This is a genomic window from Candidatus Enterococcus leclercqii (assembly GCF_009933135.1).
In the GTDB taxonomy this organism is placed as follows: Bacteria; Bacillota; Bacilli; order Lactobacillales; family Enterococcaceae; genus Enterococcus_C; species Enterococcus_C leclercqii.
The window spans coordinates 296452-318147 of sequence record NZ_MAEH01000014.1; the positions used below are offsets into that span (position 1 = coordinate 296452).

The 21696-nt window shown below is 43.3% G+C and carries 22 protein-coding genes; 15 read left to right on the forward strand and 7 right to left on the reverse strand.

Translation table 11 applies throughout. The features are described from left to right. The first annotated feature begins 220 nt into the window (after positions 1 to 220). Positions 221 to 1132 carry a glycine--tRNA ligase subunit alpha gene (gene glyQ, locus BAU14_RS07805; protein WP_161899527.1) on the forward strand — a complete coding sequence of 304 codons (912 nt, stop codon included), beginning with the start codon at positions 221 to 223 and terminating at the stop codon, positions 1130 to 1132. 1 nt (position 1133) lies between these two features. Further along, on the forward strand, positions 1134 to 3206 hold the full coding sequence (glyS, locus tag BAU14_RS07810; RefSeq protein ID WP_161899528.1) for a glycine--tRNA ligase subunit beta: 2073 nt from the start codon (positions 1134 to 1136) through the stop codon (positions 3204 to 3206). A gap of 109 nt (positions 3207 to 3315) precedes the next feature. Here the strand turns inward: glyS and BAU14_RS07815 are convergent, their stop codons facing one another. The 3 genes from BAU14_RS07815 to BAU14_RS07825 all read right to left on the reverse strand — a co-directional run bounded on the left by BAU14_RS07815 (position 3316) and on the right by BAU14_RS07825 (position 5781). After that, complete coding sequence (locus BAU14_RS07815; RefSeq protein WP_161899529.1) at positions 3316 to 4257, reverse strand: AEC family transporter; 942 nt, start codon at positions 4255 to 4257, stop codon at positions 3316 to 3318. A 74-nt stretch (positions 4258 to 4331) separates the two neighbouring features. Continuing rightward, on the reverse strand, positions 4332 to 5297 hold the full coding sequence (yidC, locus tag BAU14_RS07820) for a membrane protein insertase YidC (protein ID WP_161899530.1): 966 nt from the start codon (positions 5295 to 5297) through the stop codon (positions 4332 to 4334). A 199-nt stretch (positions 5298 to 5496) separates the two neighbouring features. Continuing rightward, the gene (locus BAU14_RS07825; RefSeq protein ID WP_161899531.1) at positions 5497 to 5781 is read right to left on the reverse strand and encodes an acylphosphatase; all 285 of its coding nucleotides are present in this window, start codon (positions 5779 to 5781) and stop codon (positions 5497 to 5499) included. A gap of 120 nt (positions 5782 to 5901) precedes the next feature. Here BAU14_RS07825 and BAU14_RS07830 point away from each other — a divergent pair, with 120 nt between their 5' ends. Together BAU14_RS07830 and BAU14_RS07835 are read left to right on the forward strand one after the other, a co-directional pair. Continuing rightward, positions 5902 to 6675, forward strand: a complete 774-nt coding sequence (locus BAU14_RS07830; RefSeq protein WP_161899532.1) for a TrmH family RNA methyltransferase — start codon at positions 5902 to 5904, stop codon at positions 6673 to 6675. A 106-nt stretch (positions 6676 to 6781) separates the two neighbouring features. Beyond that, positions 6782 to 7285 carry an HD domain-containing protein gene (locus BAU14_RS07835; RefSeq protein WP_161899533.1) on the forward strand — a complete coding sequence of 168 codons (504 nt, stop codon included), beginning with the start codon at positions 6782 to 6784 and terminating at the stop codon, positions 7283 to 7285. Between the two features lie 120 nt (positions 7286 to 7405). Here the strand turns inward: BAU14_RS07835 and BAU14_RS07840 are convergent, their stop codons facing one another. Beyond that, on the reverse strand, positions 7406 to 8611 hold the full coding sequence (locus BAU14_RS07840) for a YdcF family protein (protein WP_161899534.1): 1206 nt from the start codon (positions 8609 to 8611) through the stop codon (positions 7406 to 7408). A gap of 359 nt (positions 8612 to 8970) precedes the next feature. On the opposite strand from BAU14_RS07840, the gene BAU14_RS07845 reads away from it, so the two are divergent. Further along, entirely contained in the window at positions 8971 to 9462 is a 492-nt protein-coding gene (locus BAU14_RS07845; protein WP_161899535.1) for a GyrI-like domain-containing protein, read from the forward strand. A gap of 332 nt (positions 9463 to 9794) precedes the next feature. Here BAU14_RS07845 and BAU14_RS07850 read toward each other — a convergent pair whose 3' ends face one another. The 3 genes from BAU14_RS07850 to BAU14_RS07855 form a co-directional block, all read right to left on the reverse strand. After that, positions 9795 to 11096 carry a serine hydrolase gene (locus BAU14_RS07850; RefSeq protein WP_161899536.1) on the reverse strand — a complete coding sequence of 434 codons (1302 nt, stop codon included), beginning with the start codon at positions 11094 to 11096 and terminating at the stop codon, positions 9795 to 9797. Between the two features lie 266 nt (positions 11097 to 11362). Next, entirely contained in the window at positions 11363 to 11509 is a 147-nt protein-coding gene (locus BAU14_RS14240; protein WP_202622184.1) for a hypothetical protein, read from the reverse strand. Positions 11510 to 11619: 110 nt separating this feature from the next. Then, the gene (locus tag BAU14_RS07855) at positions 11620 to 11976 is read right to left on the reverse strand and encodes a DUF4828 domain-containing protein (protein ID WP_161899537.1); all 357 of its coding nucleotides are present in this window, start codon (positions 11974 to 11976) and stop codon (positions 11620 to 11622) included. Between the two features lie 158 nt (positions 11977 to 12134). On the opposite strand from BAU14_RS07855, the gene sfsA reads away from it, so the two are divergent. From sfsA to BAU14_RS07905, 10 genes are all read left to right on the forward strand, one after another. Then, a complete protein-coding gene (gene sfsA / locus BAU14_RS07860) occupies positions 12135 to 12863 on the forward strand; it encodes a DNA/RNA nuclease SfsA (protein WP_161899538.1) in 729 nt (242 codons plus the stop codon). Between the two features lie 38 nt (positions 12864 to 12901). Further along, positions 12902 to 13942, forward strand: coding sequence for a Gfo/Idh/MocA family protein (locus BAU14_RS07865; RefSeq protein WP_161899539.1), 1041 nt, complete (start codon positions 12902 to 12904; stop codon positions 13940 to 13942). After that, on the forward strand, positions 13929 to 15209 hold the full coding sequence (locus tag BAU14_RS07870; protein WP_161899540.1) for a DEAD/DEAH box helicase: 1281 nt from the start codon (positions 13929 to 13931) through the stop codon (positions 15207 to 15209). Before BAU14_RS07865 ends, BAU14_RS07870 begins: the two co-directional genes overlap by 14 nt. A gap of 171 nt (positions 15210 to 15380) precedes the next feature. Next, the gene (locus BAU14_RS07875; RefSeq protein WP_161899541.1) at positions 15381 to 18098 is read left to right on the forward strand and encodes a sigma 54-interacting transcriptional regulator; all 2718 of its coding nucleotides are present in this window, start codon (positions 15381 to 15383) and stop codon (positions 18096 to 18098) included. A gap of 145 nt (positions 18099 to 18243) precedes the next feature. Further along, positions 18244 to 18564, forward strand: a complete 321-nt coding sequence (locus tag BAU14_RS07880) for a PTS sugar transporter subunit IIB (RefSeq protein ID WP_161899542.1) — start codon at positions 18244 to 18246, stop codon at positions 18562 to 18564. Between the two features lie 67 nt (positions 18565 to 18631). Continuing rightward, on the forward strand, positions 18632 to 18952 hold the full coding sequence (locus BAU14_RS07885) for a PTS lactose/cellobiose transporter subunit IIA (RefSeq protein ID WP_161899543.1): 321 nt from the start codon (positions 18632 to 18634) through the stop codon (positions 18950 to 18952). A 173-nt stretch (positions 18953 to 19125) separates the two neighbouring features. After that, positions 19126 to 20604, forward strand: a complete 1479-nt coding sequence (locus tag BAU14_RS07890; RefSeq protein ID WP_161899544.1) for a PTS sugar transporter subunit IIC — start codon at positions 19126 to 19128, stop codon at positions 20602 to 20604. Positions 20605 to 20794: 190 nt separating this feature from the next. Next, positions 20795 to 21013 (forward strand): hypothetical protein, encoded by a 219-nt coding sequence (locus tag BAU14_RS07895; RefSeq protein WP_161899545.1) that lies wholly within the window; start codon positions 20795 to 20797, stop codon positions 21011 to 21013. A 39-nt stretch (positions 21014 to 21052) separates the two neighbouring features. Next, complete coding sequence (locus BAU14_RS07900) at positions 21053 to 21259, forward strand: DUF3188 domain-containing protein (RefSeq protein ID WP_161899546.1); 207 nt, start codon at positions 21053 to 21055, stop codon at positions 21257 to 21259. Then, the gene (locus tag BAU14_RS07905; RefSeq protein WP_161899547.1) at positions 21237 to 21650 is read left to right on the forward strand and encodes a DUF3284 domain-containing protein; all 414 of its coding nucleotides are present in this window, start codon (positions 21237 to 21239) and stop codon (positions 21648 to 21650) included. Before BAU14_RS07900 ends, BAU14_RS07905 begins: the two co-directional genes overlap by 23 nt. Positions 21651 to 21696 lie beyond the last annotated feature (46 nt).

A 21696-nucleotide genomic window follows, 5' to 3' on the forward strand; every position in this document is an offset into this window, starting at 1 on the left:
TTTTTCCGCAGGCGTTTGGGAGCATCAGCAAAATGAAGCTGCCGAGAAATCGGAAGCAGGGTGGAACCGCGAATTTTTCGTCCCTGTGTTTGTCTATTGATATACAGACAAACACAGGGCTTTTTGTATCTTCTTGCAAGAAACTCTGCCAAAGAACTTTTGGAAAAAATGCTGCCCACGTCTTCAACAACTCTGCTGCAAATTTGAAAGGAGCGTCACAATGACAAAAATGACCGTTCAAAACATCATCTTGACCTTACAAAAATTCTGGTCAGACAATGGCTGCATGCTGATGCAGGCCTACGACACTGAAAAAGGGGCCGGCACCATGAGCCCGTATACTTTTTTACGGGCGATTGGACCAGAACCCTGGAATGCTGCTTACGTGGAACCTTCTCGCCGACCAGCCGATGGTCGTTATGGAGAAAATCCCAATCGTTTGTATCAACACCATCAATTTCAAGTGGTGATGAAGCCTTCGCCTGCTAATATCCAAGAATTGTATTTGGAAAGTCTGAAACTTTTAGGCATCGAACCATTGGAGCACGATATTCGTTTTGTAGAAGACAACTGGGAAAACCCGTCGATGGGCTGTGCAGGATTAGGTTGGGAAGTTTGGTTAGATGGGATGGAGATTACCCAATTCACTTACTTCCAACAAGTGGGGGGACTACCTTGTAAACCAGTGACCTCAGAGATTACTTATGGCTTGGAACGGCTAGCTTCATATATTCAAGAAGTCGAAAGTGTTTATGATCTGGAATGGACAGAAGGCGTTAAGTACGGCGAGATTTTCAGACAACCGGAGTATGAGCATTCAAAATACTCTTTTGAAATCAGCGACCAAGCCTTGCTCTTAGGCAATTTTGATCGCTTTGAAGCAGAAGCTAAACGGTGTATCGACGAAAGTCTGGTACATCCAGCCTATGACTATATTCTGAAGTGCAGCCATACCTTCAATTTATTGGATGCTCGCGGAGCCGTATCAGTAACGGAACGTGCCGGCTATCTGGCGCGTATCCGTAATCTGGCGCGGGCGGTTGCCAAGATTTTTGTGGCCGAGCGTGCCAAACTGGGATATCCGCTTTTGGATCTCGCACAAGCAGCAGCATTGTTAGAGGAGGAGAAATAATATGGCAAAAGATTTGTTACTGGAAATCGGCTTGGAAGAGATGCCCGCACATGTGGTCACTCCCAGCATGGAGCAGTTGGAAAACAAAGTGACGGCTTTTTTGGATGACAATCGCTTGAGCTTTGAATCAATCAAAGCCTTTTCCACTCCTCGGCGCTTGGCAGTGTTGATTGAGAAAATTGCTGACAAACAAGAAGACATTCAAGAAGAAGTCAAAGGTCCTGCTAAAAAGATTGCATTGGATGGAGAAGGCAACTGGTCCAAGGCAGCCCAAGGGTTTGTTCGGGGACAAGGTGTGTCTACAGATGCCATCACTTTTAGAGAGTTAAAAGGTGTGGAGTACGTCTACGTAACCAAGTATGTCAAAGGAGAATCCGCAGAAGCTGTATTGACTGGATTGAAAGATGTCATTATGAGTTTGACCTTCCCAGTGACCATGCATTGGAGTAATTTTGATTTTGAATACATTCGTCCGATTCATTGGATCGTAGCTTTGTTGGATAATGACGTCTTGCCTTTTGAAATCTTGGATGTCAAAACTGGTCGCCACTCTCGCGGTCATCGTTTTCTGGGAGAGGATCTTACCTTTTCCAATCCTTCTGAATACGAAGAAAAATTGGCGGAACAGTTTGTCATTGCCAATCCTATGAAGCGCAAACAGTTAATTGTGGAACAAATCGCTGAGTTGGCTGCTAAAAATGAATTCAAAGTCGAAATGGACGAGGAGTTGTTAGAAGAGGTCAACAACTTGGTGGAATACCCGACTGCTTTTGTTGGTGACTTTGAAGACAAATACTTGGCTGTGCCAGAAGAGGTTTTAGTTACCTCTATGAAAGAACACCAACGTTACTTTGATGTTCGCAATCAAGATGGCTTGCTTTTGCCACACTTTATCTCAGTTCGCAATGGGAATAATGTGAAGTTGGAAAATGTAGCCAAAGGGAATGAAAAAGTCTTGACCGCTCGGTTAGAAGACGCAGAGTTCTTCTATAACGAGGACAAAAAACTCAACATCGAAGAGTTGGTCAATAAGTTGAAACATGTCACCTTCCACGAAAAAATCGGCAGCATCTATGAAAAAATGCAGCGGGTTGCAGCAGCAGCTCAGATTATCGGTGAAACGGTAGGCTTGACTACCGAGCAATTAGAAGACTTAAAGCGCGCAGCTGAGATTTATAAGTTTGATTTAGTCACCAATATGGTGGGAGAATTTCCAGAGCTGCAAGGAATCATGGGTGAAAAATACGCATTGCTACAAGGTGAAAAACCGGCTGTTGCCCAAGCGATTCGTGAACACTATCTGCCAATCTCAGCTGAGGGGCAACTGCCACAATCAGATATCGGGGCAGTTCTAGCGATTGCAGACAAGCTGGATAGTGTCTTGTCCTTCTTTGCAGTAGGGATGGTGCCTTCTGGTTCCAATGACCCGTATGCGTTGCGTCGTCAGTCTTATGGGATTGTGCGCATCGTTGAAGACAAGGGCTGGTACTTCCCGTTGAAACAGCTGCAAAAAGCTATTGATGAAAAGATCAACAGTGATGAAAAACGCTTCGGAATCAAGCTGTCAAGTGGCCAGCAGGACGTCTTGGACTTTATCAAAGCCCGTCTGCGTCAGCGCTTGACTTCTGAAAATGTTCGCCACGATGTGATTGATGCCGTCATCAATGCCGACCAAGAAGATTTGACCCAACTCTTTGCCGCTGCAACAATTTTACGCAAACATGTGGCCGATGCTGAGTTCAAGCCGTCCGTGGAAGCCCTGACCCGGGCGATCAATCTCGCGAAAAAAGCAGAAGATTCAACAGATCATGTGGATCCTAACTTATTTGAAAACGATGCTGAAAAAGCTTTGTTTGAAGTTGCAGCTGATTTGGAACAAAAATTCCCTCGCCAAACGATGGAAGAAAACTATGCTGGTTTGGTAGCACTGCGCCCGTATATTGAGAAATACTTTGAAGAGACCATGGTAATGGTGGAAGATGAAAAAGTCCGCCATAATCGGTTAGCGCAACTGAAAATTATCTCCAAAATGGCTCTGGCAGTCGCAAGCCTGGACTCATTGATCATCAAATAGATAAGTATACCAAAACAAAAAAACGTCGATCTCTTGTGCGGATCGGCGTTTTTTGTTTTGAAGTCACCAGATTCAGCGACAAGAAAAAAATACTTTGAAGAAAGTGCGTTTATAAGATCAGTTTGAGCAGCAGCGGAATGTAGAGCATATACAATAAGACAGAATAGCCGAGACTAGATGCACCAAACTCTTCGTCGGCATGGTAATTGCGAGCGAGGATCGGTACCGAGTTTTGAACCGGCATGGAGGACTGGATGATAAAAACACTGAGCATCAAAGGCGGTACGGGAAAGACAAAGCCCAAAGCCCAAACAATCAATGGTGAGATCACAAACCTGCCCAACAGCACACCGACAATGTCGCGGTTCATGCGTAGATTCTTTAGGCCGCTGAAATAGACGATAATGCCGATGATAAACATGGAAAGGGGGGTGGTGAGATCTGCCAGATAGCCGCCAAAATTTTGGATAAATGATGGGGTTGGCAAAGTAGTCATGACCCAAGCCAGGCCAATCAAAAAGCCCATTAAAGCCGGAGTAAAAACTTTTTTTAAGAGCACCAGCGGATGAAATGAAACCTGCGCGTGTTGGATATCTGGATTGTCTTGGGCGATTTCATAGATTCCGATTGTCCAAAAAAAGGTGGTGTTGACAATGTAGTACAACAAAACATAAGGGATTGCCTTTTCACCGAAAATCGCTAAGTTGATGGGCAATCCGATAAAGATTGTGTTGGAACACGTAAACATCGTGGAAAATGTCCCTTGCCGACCCGGGGTGACTTTGGCGAGTTTACGGTAAATCAGGCTGATTCCAAAAGTTGCCACTATCGACAATAAGGGGATGATCATTCCAGAAAATAGCGACAAAAATTCAGAGCGGGAAAAGTTAGCGGTGATGTTCAAAAACATGTTGAAAGGCAGCGCCAGGTTCAATACGACTTTTGAAAAAACATCTGCCGTACGATTGGAAAACCATTGCTTGTAGGAAAGATAGTATCCTAAAAACATCAGTGCAAAAATGGCAAAAATATTTAAATAGGCTTGAAGCATAGTCAGCACCTGCTTTACAAAAGATTGAAAAAACATGCGTGAGGAATCAATTCCGTCACGCATGTCAGTTGTGGTTATTTATTTCGTTGCTGTTTGCCGGAATTACGACCTTTTCCTTGGTTATGATTTGATGGTTGGTTGCGATTAGCGCCATCAGAAACTTTTTCAGCTTTTTTCGGTTCTACTTGTTGTTTTGGTGGAGTCACCACCACTTTTGGCGGATTGTTTTTCATTTCAGCTTGAATTTGAGCTTTAATCCGCGGTTTCATGATGACATTGGTGATATAAGTTTGTACGCAGGCGATGAAACCACCTACCACCCAATAAAGGGTAACTCCTGCTGGTGCCCCAAAGGAGAACATAATAATCATCAATGGAGAAACGATAGACATGGTACGCATTTGTTTTTTCTGTTCTTCAGGAATACCGATTAAGCTAATCACACTTTGCAATGCGTAGAAGACACCGGCGACAATTACGAATACCAAATTCGGCTTACTCAAGTCAATACCGAGGAAGACGGCATTTTGCAGATTTTCCGAATAGCGGGCAGTCGTATACAATGCCGAGAAGATCGGCATCTGGATCAAAAGTGGCAGACAGCCCATGCCACCTAACATGCTGACACCATTTTCTTTATAGACAGCGCTCATCTCTTGTTGGGCTTCCATCTGTTCTTGCTGCGTTGTTGCGGCTTTCAATTTCGCTTGAACCGCGTCCAATTGCGGCTTGATGTATTGCATTTTTTCGGATTGGATCATCGTTTGGCGAGATTGATGAATGCCAAGAGGTAAGATGATAAAACGAACAATCAGTGTGACCAAGATGATGGCCCAGCCCCAGCGATTGTCGCCACCTACGAGATTTGCTAACATTTTCAGCAAGGCATCTAGTGGGGCTACCAAGATTCTATACATAAAACTAGAAGTATCCGGGATCGTTTTTCCAGCTGAATCCGTCGTCATTTTGACACACCCGGATAAGAATACGAGGAGCATCAGCATGCCGGAACCCAGCAGCCAATTTTTTATTTTTTTCATTGATTTCTTCCTTTCATCATACACTTTCACCGTGGATCAAAAGCCGATCATCCTCTAAGAAAACCGTTCTTGCAAGCATGAAAGTGGATCGATACAGCTAAATTGCACAAGAATAATCATACTAAAAAAAGCCGTTGATTTCAACGACTTCATGAAAAAGTCTCAATTACAGCGCATATCAAAGCTTTAATATAGCCAACTAATCAGGGCTGTAAGTAACATCAAACTGGCTTCTTTCTTTGATTTTTGCATCGTCACGTACAGTCAAACGAGCAACTCTGCCCGCTGGGGAAGGGGACTTTTTGATGGCAGCAATAAAGGTATCCATCACCGCGTCCTCTGCTACGGCCTCAATACCGACAGAACCGTCCGCCTCATTCCAAACAGCGCCGGTGACTCCCAGGCGATCAGCAAGCATTTTGGTGGTATAACGAAAGCCTACCCCTTGGACGCGCCCAGTCACATTCATATGGACCTTTCTCATAACGCCACCTCCATTCTGATGAAATGATTACTGTCTTTATGATACCGTTTTTTTTGTTGGGCAACAAGAGATGTGCTGACAAGTATGCTATAATTCAGGCAAAGAAACGGAGGACGACACATGAAAGAGATCCAAGCTGTCAAAAATCCCCTCATTAAAGAATTACGTAAGCTGCATCAAAAAAAGCACCGACAAGAGCAGGGGCGCTTTTTGCTGGAGGGGTTTCATCTAGTGGAAGAAGCAGCAGAAAACCAAGCAGCAATTCAAATGATTCTGGTAAATCAACGGGGCTTACAGGAATGGCAGGAATGGCTGCAACGTTACGAGACATTGGAGCAATATCTAGTTTCTGATGAGGTCATGGACAGTCTTTCAGATTTACCGACACCACAAGGAATCATCGCCGTGGTCAGTCAAGCACAACCGATAGCAGACATCAAAAAAGGGCGTTGGTTGCTGTTGGATCGCGTCCAAGATCCTGGAAACGTAGGAACAATGGTACGAACCGCTGACGCTGCCGGCTTTTCAGGTGTGATTTTGGGAGCCGGTTGTGCTGATCCTTTTAGTACCAAAGTGTTACGAAGCATGCAAGGCAGTAATTTCCATTTGCCCATTTTAAACGGAGCGCTGGAAACCATTATTCCAGAACTAAAAGCAGCCGGTATGACTGTCTATGGAACAGAATTAAATGAAGCGGCTCGTCCATTCCAAACAGTGGAAAATGAAGAAAATGTCGCGCTATTGATGGGTAACGAAGGGCAAGGGGTTGCTCGTAATTTATTAGAAATGACAGATTTGAACCTTTATATCCCAATTTATGGAAAAGCAGAGTCCTTAAATGTCGGTGTTGCCGCGGGAATCCTTATGTATCATTTCAGTGGTAATTTTTTTTAAAGATGTATTAAGCTTGGATGATCCTTACACTGCTGTAAGTTGAATGGTGCTATACTGTACCCAGTTACAAAAAGAGTACATTTAACTTAAAGGGGACTGCAAATCTATGACCGAAAAATGGCAAGATGATCCGGAGTACATGAGCTATATTGAGGACTTACTGGCAACCGAAGCGGTCCAAAAACTGGCAAATTACACACAACATGTGAATTCTACCCGCTTGGAACATTCGCTGAGCGTTTCTTATTACAGTTACAAGTTAGCAAAAAAATGGGGCGGAGATGCCCGTGCAACAGCTCGTGCCGGGTTATTGCATGATTTGTTCTACTATGACTGGCGCACAACTAAGTTTGATGAAGGCAGTCATGCATACATGCATCCACGAATTGCTGTCAAAAATGCCGAAAAGATCACAGAGCTTTCTGATTTGGAAAGAGACATTATCTTGAAGCACATGTGGGGAGCAACCATTGCACCACCGAAATACAAAGAAAGCTATATCGTTACGATGGTGGACAAGTATTGCGCCATCAAAGAAGCGTCGGAACCAATGACTGAAAACTTGCGCCACAAATGGCACCAATGGTTTCCTAAAAAACAATCAGTTTGATAAATTAAAACCGCCTTGTCTCTGAATTCAGTGACAAGGCGGTTTTTGTAGTAAAACAGCAATACTTGTAAATATGAAACTGAGTTCTCACCGCCCGAGTATTCGGCTAGTAGTAACAACTTACATAACGAAGAGATTAAGCAGGGCGAATAAAGTAGTCAGAACTAAAATAGTCCCTACCACCAGCAGATGCCGGCGTTTGTTCATCATCAAGATAGCGATATATTCTCGTAAAAAGGCATTTGGTAGATAATACAGTGCTGTTTTCGCGCCGATGCCATCTGCTTTTAGTCCAGCTTGATGGGCAAACATGCCCCCACGAAAAATATGATAGTTATTGGAGCTGAAAATCACTTTATACCCTTCTGGTGAGCGTTCATCCATCACTTTTTTAGAAAAGCGCATATTTTCAAGGGTTGTGGTGGAGTGGTCTTCCAGAATAATATCCTCTTGTGGGATCCCTTGTTCCAATGCATAGGCAGCCATTGCAGCCGCTTCCGAGAGTTTTTCGTCAGCACCTTGCCCACCAGACATAACCAGCTTGGCAGCCTTGTTCTTGGCTTTTTGCTGCAACCGGTAAAACTCGATGGCTTTATCGATTCGACGAGCCAAAAGAGGAGAAACTTTTTCGCCTCTTAATAGGCCGGCTCCCAGAACGATGATGTAGTCTTGATCATAGCGGGGATGGTTGAATTGATACAATACCGAAACGGTCAAAAAATTGTAGAAAACGATGAAAAAGTACATCATAATCAGTGGCAAGCAACTGAGAAAACTACTGAGCCAATTAGGTAGCTGTTGAGCGATAAAATAATCGTAAATCAAAAATACAGTTAAGAACAAGGCCAAAAGTAGCGTCAACAGATTTGCCAGAGAATGGGATTCTTTTTTAATCACGACGGCGGCATTCCAATAGAGAAAAACGACCAAGGTCATAATTCCAAAGGCTGCTACTAGGAGAAGGGCTACCAGCGCAACTGCCAACAAGCCGCCGACAATTAGGCTACCGGTGGAAAATAGATTGTAAACCAGGTAGCCCCCGAAAACGATCAGAAAAAGATTGAAGAGCAGTCCGTTGGCTAGCCGGGCCTTTTCTTTGAAATAAGCCAACAAAAATATGCCAAAAAATAGCAATGGAATCAGAATAAAGAAACTGCCGATAGCAAGTTCTCTGATGGCCAGATAGATAAAAAGGGCTGTTAGGGACCAGATACAGCAGAAGAAAAAAGTGTCCGGATCGTCTTGTCGGCGCCGCCAAACGATCATAGCCAAATTGCCTAAAAGGAAGACCACTGCAAAAGTAATCTCCGGTATAAACGTTGTCATAATAAAATCCTCCCTGAATAAAAACAATAAACCAAAAACCGCTGAAGACCAGTTTGTTTGAAAATAGGCTGGTTGCGTTTTTTTTGAGGCAATAGTTGTCTCAGCTTCTTAAATGTTGCCACCAACACTTGGACATCAGTCGTTCTTTTAATCATAATTAGTATAGCAAATTTTACCTTGATTGCTCGGATAAAGTACCTGAGTTCAGAGTTTTGTGATTTTGGGGTACAATGGGAACAACTACAAATAAAATGGATTGTTTGTTTACCAGTATGAGAATTTGTCACGAAAGCTGCACAGTCGCTGGTGCGCAGATGGAAGTGACTGGTAAAGAATCGGAAAACCTGGAGGAGATAAGGATGGAAATGGGTGAAGTACAAAAAGTACGATTGCCGGCTTTTGCAGTTATTGGCAAACTGGGAGACGGTCTGGCGGAGGATGGTTCTTCTTGGGTTCCGCCACTGTGGGAAACTGCCAATAACCATTTTGAAGAATTAGGAGCGGTGGTTAATCAAAAAGAGCTAACTGAGATTCGAATGTGGGGGCTGATGAGCGATTCAACGGCTTGGTTGACCCCTTGGCAGGCAGTGGGCTGTTACTTGGCAGGCATGGAAGTCCCTGCTGACACACCAACACCACCTGGCTGGATCCGTTGGAATCTGCCAGCGATGGAATATTTAATCGTCAAAACCAATACACAGGATTTAGTGGCGATGACAGAAAAAATGCTGACAGAAATTATTCCACAACAAGGTGAGACGTTAGCTGCTGCAATCCAGGAATACTATGAACCTGATTTTGCTGCAGGGGAAGTTGTTTTATATTTTCCAACCAGAATACTCAATGAGTAATAGTTAGAACTTAAAAGAGAAGACAGTGGCAACAAACCTGTCACGCTTCTGGGAAAATAATGCTGGTCATGAATAATTCCTTGTCTTTTTGAGGATAATTTAAAACGCTGACTACCTTGATTTTAGCGAGGACGGTTAGCGTTCTTTACTTTGTTCTACCAGCCAGCAATTCGAGCATTGACTTTCTTTTACTTGAAAATGATGTGGAGCACAACTATCTATTGCACTGAAACTAAAAAAAACGCAAAAAAGCTCAGACTGGAAATTTCCAGTCTGAGCTTAAGGAGAGTCATTTGGGTTCTACCAGCCGATGTGATAAGAAAACATCTGGTTTAGAACAGATTTGAAAAGAAATTTTTGATATTTCGGCCCAAAAGAACAAAGAAGTTCGCTTTAGCCACACTTTGGTCTACGATGATTTCTGATTCATGGGTCGTATCATCCAAGTAGCCCAAGTCATCTTGTTCAAGAGCTACTTGAGCGGTCCCCAATTTGGCGCCTTTCATGACTGGCGCCTGCAATTCACCGTTGGCAGCATCTTTGTTCAGCTGTGGTGTGATTGTAAGCTTCGTTTTATCCATATCATTGCGTACCCACAAGGATACCGCGCTTTTCAACGATACTTTGGTAGTCAGCTCTTCGCCATCTTTGACTTTGATGGTTGTCATATCTGGTAGGCGACTTCCAGCAGGTAAGACTTCTTCTTTTTTCCAGTTTGCATAAGTATAATCCATCAATTTGGCCGTCTCGATAAAACGAGCGCTGGGGTCTTCTTCATGGTTGGTGGCATTTAGAACCACGGTAATGATTCGTTGGCCGTCTTTGATCATGGTGCCGACAAAACAAGCACCAGCCAGGTCAGTCGTCCCTGTCTTCAAGCCGTCTACGCCTTCTTTGTAGTTCAAAAATCCTGGCAGCATCCAGTTCCAGTTGACCATCTCAACTTGTGAAGTCGTTCCCTCAGCAAAGATTTTGGTAGGGGTCTTGGCGGTTTCCAATGCTTCAGGATAGTCCTTTAGCAAGTGACGAGCAACGATTGCCACGTCTTTAGCCGACATCAGGTTTTCGTCATCTTTGTCGGTACCAGGGTAGATGTTTTCTCCCAGGTAACTATTGTTCAGACCAGAAGCATTGACCAAAGTAGCATCTTTGATTCCCCAAGATTCTACCTTCTCTTTCATCATATCAACGAATTTTGGCTCGCTGCCAGCCACTTTTTCTGCCAATGCCACGATTGCGGCATTCCCAGAAGCGATGAAGCTTGCTTCGAAGAGCTCTTTGACGGAATATTGTTCGCCAGCGTTCAGTGCGACATTGGAGAGATCAGGAGCAACGCTGAGTTTGGAGACATCCTCTGAAATCGTCACGGGATCTTCCCATTTCAACTTGCCTTCTTTTATTTGTTCTTCAATCAGGTACAAGCCGATAATCTTCGTAACAGAGGCAATTCCCATCGGTTTATCCGCGTCCTGATTATAGAAAACTTTGCCGGTCTCAAAATCGACAGACAGCGCAGCTTTGGAGGCAACAGTAAAATCAGTCTCAGCAGCAGCGGCCTGAGGACTACTAAAAGCCGCGATAGTCAAAAAGAGTGCTAAAAAGGGCAGAAATAAGCAACGAATGCGTTTTGTCATAATGAAACTCCTATTCGATAAAAGGTATTTGTCATATCAAGTCCAAATTTTATCAAAGATCTCCTGCACATTCAACGCTTGTCACAAGACTTTAATGTTTTTTCATGACAAGAGACAGCTACCAAAAACAATCAGGCGCCTTGAATGCTCAGCTTTTCGCCGCTAGAATGTATTGTAAAGACACAAAAGGGCGAGGGCAGCTTTTTTTCGCACAAAAAAAACTGCCGCAATTGCAGCAGTTTATTAATCGCTTAAATCGTCAAAAATTAGCGATGGTAGTCATTTTTGACACGGACAGGTACTTTTTCCATCTGGTTTTCTAACGTGATGTATTGGAAAACAGCGTATGCCGACACGCCTAAAACCAAAATCAAAGACAGCAGTGAAAACAATGTAATCAAAGTCATAAACATAGAAAAGACCTCCTTTTCAGTAACATGCGATATTGCTATATTTACAGTAGCTTCAACTTGTTTACAAACCAATTATAGCAGTTATTTATGATTTCAACGAGAAAAACGCTTTATTCCGCTAAAAATTCTAACGGGTAGCTGTGGCCTTCCGTCTCGTCGTAAAACGTCATGTTATCACCGCATTTTTCAAAAATGATATGGTAACCCATTTTGTCTAAAAAGACCAAACGATTCGGAGTTAACTCCACGATAGAAACCATTTCTGGACGATCTTGAAATAAAACCTGATAGTCAGGCGTGACTGAAACAATCACTGCCGGATGATGTCGATCTTTTTGATAACGCCATTTTCCAACGTAATCTTCGTAATAGTTTCGTACGGGAGGCTGCTTGCGTCGAACTGCTAATGACCCGATTATCCCCGTTACAATAGAGATACCTACCAAAATTGGAAAACGTTTCTTCATGTTATCACCTCGGATGTTTTAGACCAGCAACACGGGCCTGTCTTTTGTTATGATATTGGTCAAAGTATAGCATGAGCTGCTCGTGGTTTCCTCGGTCTTAGGTTGGATTTTAACAAGTCTTTAAGATATTTGTGGTACTATTTTGACAGGTGAAAAAAATGAAATATGAAAATACGTTGACAGCTCGTTTCATTGTAAGAGAAAATCGCTTTATTGCGCGCTGCCGCCTGGATGATGGCAGCGAAGTAGTCGTCCACGTTAAAAATACTGGACGGGGCAAAGAAGTTCTCCTGCCCAATGCGCTAGTGGTATTACAATATTGCCCGAGCCCCAAAAGAAAAACCAGTTATGATCTGCTGGCAGTGAAAAAAGGCGATTGTTGGATCAATATTGACAGTCAACTGCCCAATAAATTGGCTGTTGAAGGGCTGCAAAATGGAAAAATCCTACTGCCGGGTGTGAAGGAAAGCCTGAAATTATTGAAACCAGAGGTCACATTCGAACACTCGAAGTTCGATTTGTACTTTGAAACAGTTGGCGAAGAAAAAGGCTTTATTGAAGTCAAAGGGATGACCCTGGAAAATCAGGGCATCGGCGCCTTTCCTGATGCACCAACACTTCGGGGACAAAAACATGTCAGAGAGTTGGCCGATGCGCAAAGAGCCGGCTACCATAGCTATGTCTTGTTTATCGTACAGTTTGAAAAAATTCAGATGGCTACGATTCATACTGCAATGCAGCCGTCTCTATTGGAGGAAATCAAACAGGCAGAGGCTGTCGGTGTACAAGTTTTAGCATACAACTGTCAGGTAACGCCAGCAGAGGTAGCCGTAGAAAAAGCCGTCCCTTTTGATCCCGATTTTCCTTTTGTTGACCCGAATGTATAAAACGCTCATGCACCAGCAATTACAAAGGAGGAAGTGAAATGTTGAAACTTGGAGTGATCGGTACCAATTGGATCAGCGATCAATTTGTACAAGCGGCAATCGAGAGTGGTCAGTATCAGTTGACCGCTGTCTATTCCCGCAAGGAAGCAACTGCACGCAAGTTTGGAGAAAAATATGGGGAGGCGGTTACTTATTGGACGGACTTGGAACAGTTTTTGACGGCAGCCGATTTGACCGTGGTTTATATTGCCTCGCCAAACAGTCTGCACTATCCGCAAGCCAAAGCAGCTATTTTGAAAGGACACCATGTTATTGTCGAGAAGCCGGCATTTTCTAATCCCACCGAAATGGCAGACATTATCACATGCGCCAATGAAAAACGAGTCTTCTATTTTGAAGCAGCGCGCAATCTTCATGAAAAAGCATTTGACACAATTGCTGATTTTCTGCCGGTAAAAGACCATATTTTGGGAGCAAACTTTACTTACATGAAGTACTCTTCTCGCTACGACGCGGTTTTGAATGGGGAAGAGCCCAATATCTTTTCTCCGCATTTTTCCGGCGGGTCGTTGCAGGATTTAGGAATCTATCCTTTGTATGCCGCATTGGGCTGGTTTGGGATGCCCAATGAGGCTCATTACTTTGCTCGGCGCATCGATACCGGTGTCGACGGCTTAGGAACGATTATTTTGCGCTATGACTTGTTTGATGTAACCATTCAGCAAGGAAAAATTGCCGATTCTTTCTTGCCCTCTGAGATTTATTTGGAAGACGGCACTTTGATTTTAAGCGGAATCAACGCTTTTGAGTTTGCTGAATACTACGATCGCGGCAGTGGCTCCCGCAAAGAGCTGCCCATTGTTATACAAGATAATCCGATGGTGGAAGAAGCAGAGGCCTTCGCCAAGATTATTCGCCATCCTTCTGATCGTGAGCTTGGCGTTCAATATGAAGAATGGGTCGAATTGTCCCGAAACGTCAATGAAGTGATTTATCGTCTACGCAAACAAGCCGGGGTCGTATTTGACGCCGATTTAGACCAATCTACAGAAAATGAGGAAAAACATGAGTCAATCTAAACTCCCTGAAGTCTGGCAAAAGCGCTGGCAGCAGGAATTTTCAGAAGCAACAGCCATCCAAAAACAAGTATTTGAACCATTGACAGCCGGAGATAATCTCGTGGGTATCTCACCAACTGGGACGGGAAAAACAATTGCCTACTTATTGCCACTACTGACAAAAGTAGTCGCAGGGCAAGGGACGCAACTGCTAATTGTCACTTCTTCCCAGGAGTTGGCAATGCAAGTCACTGAGGTAGCCCGTATCTGGGGTAGAGATCTTGAATTGTCAGTGGCCTCTGTAATCGGGGGAGCCAATTTGAAACGCCAATTGGAAAAGCTGAAAAATCGACCGGAAATCATTGTAGGGACTCCTGGTCGTTTGGTGGAGTTGATGGACAGTCGGAAGTTAAAGGCCCATCAAATCAAAAGCTGCGTTATGGATGAAGCCGATCAACTGCTCAGCCAAGGGGCAAAGCCGTTATTGTTGCGTTTGTTAAAACATTTGAATCGAGATTGTCAATTAAGCTTTTTTTCTGCTACGGCCGATCAAGCTTTGTCGGAGATTCGGGAAATTTCTCCGGCTGCTCTCAAAGTGATTGATGTCACAGAGACAGATGAAAGCAAGGGCGCCATTGATCACTTTTATTTAATCTGGCCTTCTCGAAAAAAAGTCGATGCCCTGCGAAGAATTCTAAATCAGCCGGATCAGCGCTGTCTAATCTTTTTCAACCAGTTAGCCGATCTGGGAGCAGCTGAAGAGAAGCTGCTGTTTCATGGGTTGCCAGTGGCGTCATTGGCTTCTGATCAAGGAAAAACTCTGCGTAAACAAGCGCTGACTGCCTTTCGTGATGAAAAGCTGGCAGGCCTCCTCAGTACGGATGTTGCTGCCCGTGGTCTGGATATTGAAGGCTTGGATCTTGTGGTGAATGCCGATATTCCTGGTAATGAAGCGGCTTATCTCCATCGTTCCGGGCGAGTAGGGCGTATGGGTCGCAAGGGTAGCGTGGTGACCATCATTGGCGAGCACCAATTAAAAGAGTTGCGGAAAACGGTCAAAGCAGCAGATATTCAGCTCAATGAAATCTACCTTCATGGTGGTCGTTTTCAAACGACACCACCTGAAAAAGACGTAACACAAACTACGACGGTGAGCAAAACCAAAAAAACAGCGAAAGTAACGACAGGTGAGTCATCTGTGTTACACACTGACGCACCTAAGAAGGTTGTCAAACGGGAAAAAGATCGAAAACGCAAACAGAAAAACAAAGGGAAGAGGCGCAGTTAATGCGCCTCTTTTGCTGATGAAACGGGACAAGAAACAAACTTTTGTAAAATTTCAATTGATAGTGTGCGGTCCTTTTTTCAGAAAAAGTAGTAAGAAAAGTGCATCTTCCACACACAGATGATCTGTGTTAGAATTACTGTGTAATATGATGGTTTCATGAGGGAGAGAACGATGAATTCAAGGAAAGAAGAGATCCTCCGCACCCTTGAGATGCGCAAGCAAGGGATGACAGCAGTTCAAATGGCTGAACTATTACATATCGATCGCAGCAATATCAGCCGTTACTTAAATGAACTAGCTAAAGAAAAACGAGTCCGGAAATTGAGCGGGCGTCCGGTGATCTATGAGCCGTTGACTGAAGAAGAGGTCCATGTGGATACTTCGTCAACGGTTTCTTTTGATTCTTTGGTGGGGGTAGAAAATTCACTAAAGGTCGCCGTTCAACAAGCTAAAGCGGCTATACTCTATCCACCGCGAGGATTACACACCATTGTTTTTGGTGAGACGGGTACCGGGAAATCGCTATTTGCCGAGTGCATGTATCAATTTGCGCTGCATTCCCACTCTATTGAAGCAGATGCGCCTTTTGTATCCTTTAACTGTGCGGACTACGCTCAAAATCCGCAATTGCTGTTTGGTCATATTTTTGGGATCAAAAAAGGGGCTTATACTGGTGCAGAAAAGGACAGTCCGGGTTTAATTGCGAAAGCTGATGGTGGCATCTTGTTTCTGGATGAAATCCATCGATTGCCACCAGAAGGACAAGAAATGCTCTTTACTTTTATTGATAAAGGCAGCTATCGACCTTTAGGAGAAAGCGCTCAGACTTATGAGGCCTCTGTGCAGATCATCGGTGCCACTACGGAGTCTTCCGATAATTTTCTAACAACGTTCAATCGCCGAATTCCAGTTTCTATCACGATGCCCAGCTTAACAGAGCGTTCGTTGGATGAACGATATGAAATTATCACATTGTTCATCAAACAAGAAGCCAATCGTCTAATCCAGCGTATCGAGGTAGAGAAAGAGGCAATTTTGGCCTTTATGCTCTATGAGGCAGAAGGCAACATCGGACAGGTCAAGCGGGATTTGAAACTGGTTTGTGCTAAAGCATTCTTGCACTATCGCACCCACAATCAAAAAAGTCTCTTGATTCGAAAAGAAGACTGTTCATTGCAAGTTCAAAAAGGCTTATTGAAAGTCAAAGAACTAGCGGATCGTTTGGATAAATTTCTTGAAGGTAAAGGTGAATATCTGAGTTTTGAACCGGGAGAAACAGAGGTCGTCTGGTCCCAAGATCCGGAACGAAATATGCAGGTTTACAACGCTATCGAAGAAAAAGTATCTGATTTGACTGATACCGGCGTAGCAACAATTGATCTGGAAAAATTGATCATGAAAGATGTGGATGCTTATTTTGAAACCTATGTGGAACAATTAGCAGAGCATTCCATTCACAAGGATTTGCTACCATCGAATTTGTGGCGGCTGACCAATCAGTTATATGACATTGCACAAAAGCGATTGGAGCGACAATTCAATGAAAAGGCTCGCTTTGCATTTGCTTTGCATCTGCAAAGTACCATTGAACGTTTGCATGACGGACACCCAATCGTTCACCCGGACTTGAATAATGTACGTAAACACCTGAAGAAGGAATTTCAGGTCGCTTTGGATCTTTCCTCTATTATAGAAGAGGAATGTCAAGTGGAGATTCCCTTTGATGAAATTGGCTTCATCAGTATGTTTTTATCGATTCAGGTTTGTGACACCGGAAAAACTATCGAGCAAGGAGTCGAAGTTTTAGTATTGATGCACGGAAAAGCAACTGCGACTAGTATGTTGGAAGCTGCGCAGGAGCTTTTAGGGACTAAGACCGGGCATGGTATGAACATGCGTCTGGATATGGAAGTGCAAGACATGTATCGCCAGTTGCTGGAACACGTTACTGAAAATAAAGACCGCTTGAGTAACGGCTTGTTACTTTTGACTGACATGGGGTCGTTGAATTCCTTTGCTGACTTGATTTACAAAGAAACCGGGATTCGCACCAAGGCAATCTCCATGACAAGTACGATGATTGTTGTAGAAGCATTGCGAATGGCAGATATTGGCCGTAGTTTGGAGGATATCTATCAAAATATCATGCAATCCTTCCGCTCCATTATTCGAGAAAACAGTCATTTACCAATCAGCGACTCCAAGTTGAAAAAAGCGGTGGTCGTGACCTGCTTCACTGGGGAAGGTGTTGCCCACAAGCTATATCAACGAATCGAACCAATTGTCGATCAGCAGGCAGTAGAAATCATTCAGATGCAATTTATTGAACGAGAGGTTTTTATTCAACACATCGATTCTCTTTTGGAAGAGTATGAGATTAAAGCAATTTGTGGGACCGTGGAAATTGAGTATCAAAATATCCCGTTCTTTTCTGCATATGAAGTTTTTGATAATGAACGAATCAAAGTTTTGCAACGAGTAATCTCTGATGAAGTTCCAATGAAAAAAATTGTTGCCTCACTGGAAAACACATTAACAGAGATTGGAGATGTCGGGGGCTTAATGAAGAAGCTGCAACGTGCGCTACGATTAATTCAAGAACAGATGCATGCCGTCGTTGAACCCAGTGTTGAAGCAGGAGTCTTGGTTCATGTAGCTTTCTTAATCGACGGCTTGCTGAAAGGTGAACCTACACGACGATTTAAAGATCTTCCAGGCTTTGTAAAAAAATACCGTTTGGAAAACGACTTGGTTACAACTAATCTGATGCCGTTGGAAAAAGAGTTTGATTTTCAAATACCGGAAGACGAGATTGCCTTTTTGACACAGATGCTATTAGAAAATAAATTACAATCCCCATTCACTTTTACACAGAATATCAGTGTGTAAGTGAAAAACACACAGTGTGTAGCAAAATGGTCTAGAGCGAAACCTTGATTTAGTAGGGTTTCGCTCTTTTTTTAAGGAATTCTAAAGTTGGCACGCTTTTTGCATTATAAATAAGTGTAAGTAATCTTAGAAAGGAGTGAGATGAATGGCGAAGAAAACGATTATGTTAGTGTGTTCTGCAGGAATGAGTACCAGTCTTTTGGTAACTAAAATGCAGAAAGCTGCTGAAGCAAAAGGTGTAGATGCAGATATTTTTGCAGTTTCTGCTTCTGATGCGGACAACAGCTTGGAGGAAAAAGACGTTAATGTTCTGCTTTTAGGCCCTCAAGTCCGTTTTATGAAATCACAGTTTGAACAAAAACTGGCGCCGAAAGGAATTCCATTGGATGTTATCAATATGGCCGACTACGGAATGATGAACGGTGAAAAAGTTTTAGAACAAGCTGAAAAGCTGATGGGCGAGTAATCTCATCTATCCAGGTCAAAACTTAATTAACAGCTAATTTGAAACAATTATCTAGGAGGAATTTCACATGGAAGATCAACCAAACTTGGAAGCCATCATGGGATTGATCATGTATGGTGGTAACGCAAAAAGTGACGCGATGGAGGCTATCCAAGCCGCAAAACAAGGAGATTTCGAACTGGCTGACCAAAAAATTGCCGACGCAGAAAAATCTTTGACAGAGGCTCACCATGCCCAAACAGGTATGTTGACGCAAGAAGCACAAGGTGACCATGTGCAAGTGACTCTTTTGACCGTACACAGCCAAGATCACTTGATGACAGCCATTGCCTTTACGGACTTGGCAAAAGAGATTATCGACTTGTACCGTCGCATCGACGCGGAATAAGCAACTATTTCGCACTAGGTGGCTTAGAGCCGCAAATCTTAAAAAGAATATGGCCGTCTCTCTGCTCACCTAATCGGAAGTACGATTGTTGGTTGTCGTATTTTCATAACCTATGATATGAGGAAGAAATTCTTTCATATAAATTTGGTTTTTCATAATTAGGAGGGAAAAAAATGAACGGATTAACAGCTTGGATGGAAAAACACATCCTCCCGGTAGCTGCGAAAATCGGTGCGCAACGCCACTTAGTTGCCCTTCGTGACGCCTTTATCGGAACAATGCCAGCAACTATGGCCGGTGCGGTCGCCGTAATGATCAACGCTATTATTCGAGATTTGCCGACACAGTTTGTCGACGGATATGACGGGAACAGTATTCCGGTTATTCGCGAAATCATCGGTGTCAACGGTTACGTATGGAATGGTACTTTGGCTGTAGCCGGTATTGTCTTTGCCTTTTCATGGGGCTTCAACTTAGCTCGTGCTTACAAGGTTAATGACTTGGCCGGTGGTGTCGTAGCAATCGCTGCTTACTTGCAAGGGGTACAATTCTCTGCTCCTGCAACTGTTCAAGTTGAACAAGGCAAATTGACTGCTGACGCTTTGAAAACATTGGGTGACGCAGGTTCTGTTGTTGGCACTGCCGACGTAACAGACGCCGTTACTGGCAATGTGACTCACTTTGATACCATCACCAACAATGCTTGGGGCTGGTTGAAATTGGATCACTTGAATGCCAATGGCTACTTCACGATCATGATCATGGGTGCCATCGCTGTTATCATCTATGCAAAATTGATGCAAAAGAACATCACTATCAAATTGCCTGATTCAGTACCGCCAGCAGTATCTAACGCATTTGCTGCGATCTTGCCGGCTGCTATCGGGTTGTACACTGTAGCAATCATCAACTTCATCGTTGGTAAAGTAACAAACGGGCAATTGTTGATCGACTTGATCCAAAAATACATTGCGGAACCATTCTTGGGTGCATCTCAAGGTTTCGGTATCTTGGTAGTCGTTCAGTTGCTGATTCAAGTATTGTGGTTCTTCGGTATCCACGGTACAAACGTAATGTCTCCTGTACTGGAAGGTATCTGGGGTGTTGCCCAATTGAAAAACATTAATGTTTTCCAAGAAGGCTACAATGGTAAAAAAGGTGTTGAAGCAGTCCTTGACGCTGTTAAAGACGGCAAAGCATACAACTGGGTACGTGGTTCATTTGACGTTTACACAATGTTCGGTGGTTCCGGTGGTACAATTGTATTGCTGATTGCGATCTTCTTGTTCTCAAAACGTGCCGACTACTTGACAGTTGCTAAACTGTCTATTGGACCTGGTATCTTCAATATCAACGAACCAGTTATGTTTGGTATGCCAATTGTATTGAATGCGATCTTCTTTATCCCATTCATCATTGCGCCAATCGTAACAACTGCAATTGGTTACTTTGCAACAGTTTCTGGATTTGTTGCCCCAGTTTCTCAATCTGTGGTTTGGGTAGTGCCACCAATCTTGATGTCATTCTTGGCAACAATGGACTGGAAAGCACCTATCGTAACACTGGTATGTATGATCGTTGCCTTCCTCATCTGGCTGCCATTTGTTATCGCTGCAAACAAAATGGATCCAGCTTTGGGCGAAGAAAAATAATCTGTGCCAATTATCGGGAACTACCGTCGCTTCCAAAGAGGCGGTGGTGGTTTCCTTTTTAAATAAAAATCCACTGTAATGGAATTCATAAGAAATTTGCTATACACTGTACATAGTAATCAATGGGATCCGACTGAATGTTTTTTGTCGGAGATACTATGATTAAATTTACAAATGAGGAGGAACCCAAATGATCTCAATCGCAAGTGCAATGCAACAAGACGAAATCAAAGAATTGTTGAACAACTATACAGGTGGCGACTTTACCTATACTTTCAAAGAAAAACAAGGAATCAAATTGATTTTTGATGTAACTGGTGATCCTGCAGAAGCAGCAGCTGCCGCTAAAAAATTAATCAAAGCGCAATCATGGGGCTCAGTATTGTATCTACAAGCAGCTGCAGTTTGATGATTTACGCCTGTAGCTATCATGAAAAGAGGTTAAGTCATGGATAAATATGGACTCAGCTTGATCGCCATCGGATTGCTAGTCTTGGTTTACAGCATGAATCCGAACAATGTCAATTGGAACTGGGAATCGATTTCAACCGCAGTTACATTGATTATTGTCGGTCTTCTGCTCTTCAGAAGAGGCATTAAGAATAATAAAGCAAAGGAAGGAGACGCCAAGAGTGATCATCGAAAAAGAACTTAAAATATCTGCCAAAAATTTCTATGATAAGATCATTGACTCGGTAGTCTTCGATATCCGAAAGACAACTGGCAAAGATGTCACCAGAAACCAGTTAAAGAATTTTGAATATATCAAAGAATTCTCTAAAATCAACCGAGCAAAAATTTTGATTGAAGAAGTCGTTCCCAATCGTGTCTACCAGTTCAGAACGTCAACCACCAGAAATGATTTTACAGTACGGTATGAAATTGAGGAGCTGGCTGAAAATCGTTGTAAGATCCATTACGAAGAAACGATGAAGTCCTTTGGGTTCATGCAACAAATGAATGATGCTGTGATGGGGATCCCCATGGGTTTCTTTAAAAAACGCAATTTCAAAAAGATGATGGAAATGATCGAAAAATCTGCATAATCATCAGACCGGAACGCTTAGTGCCCTCGGGCAGTAGGTGTTGCGG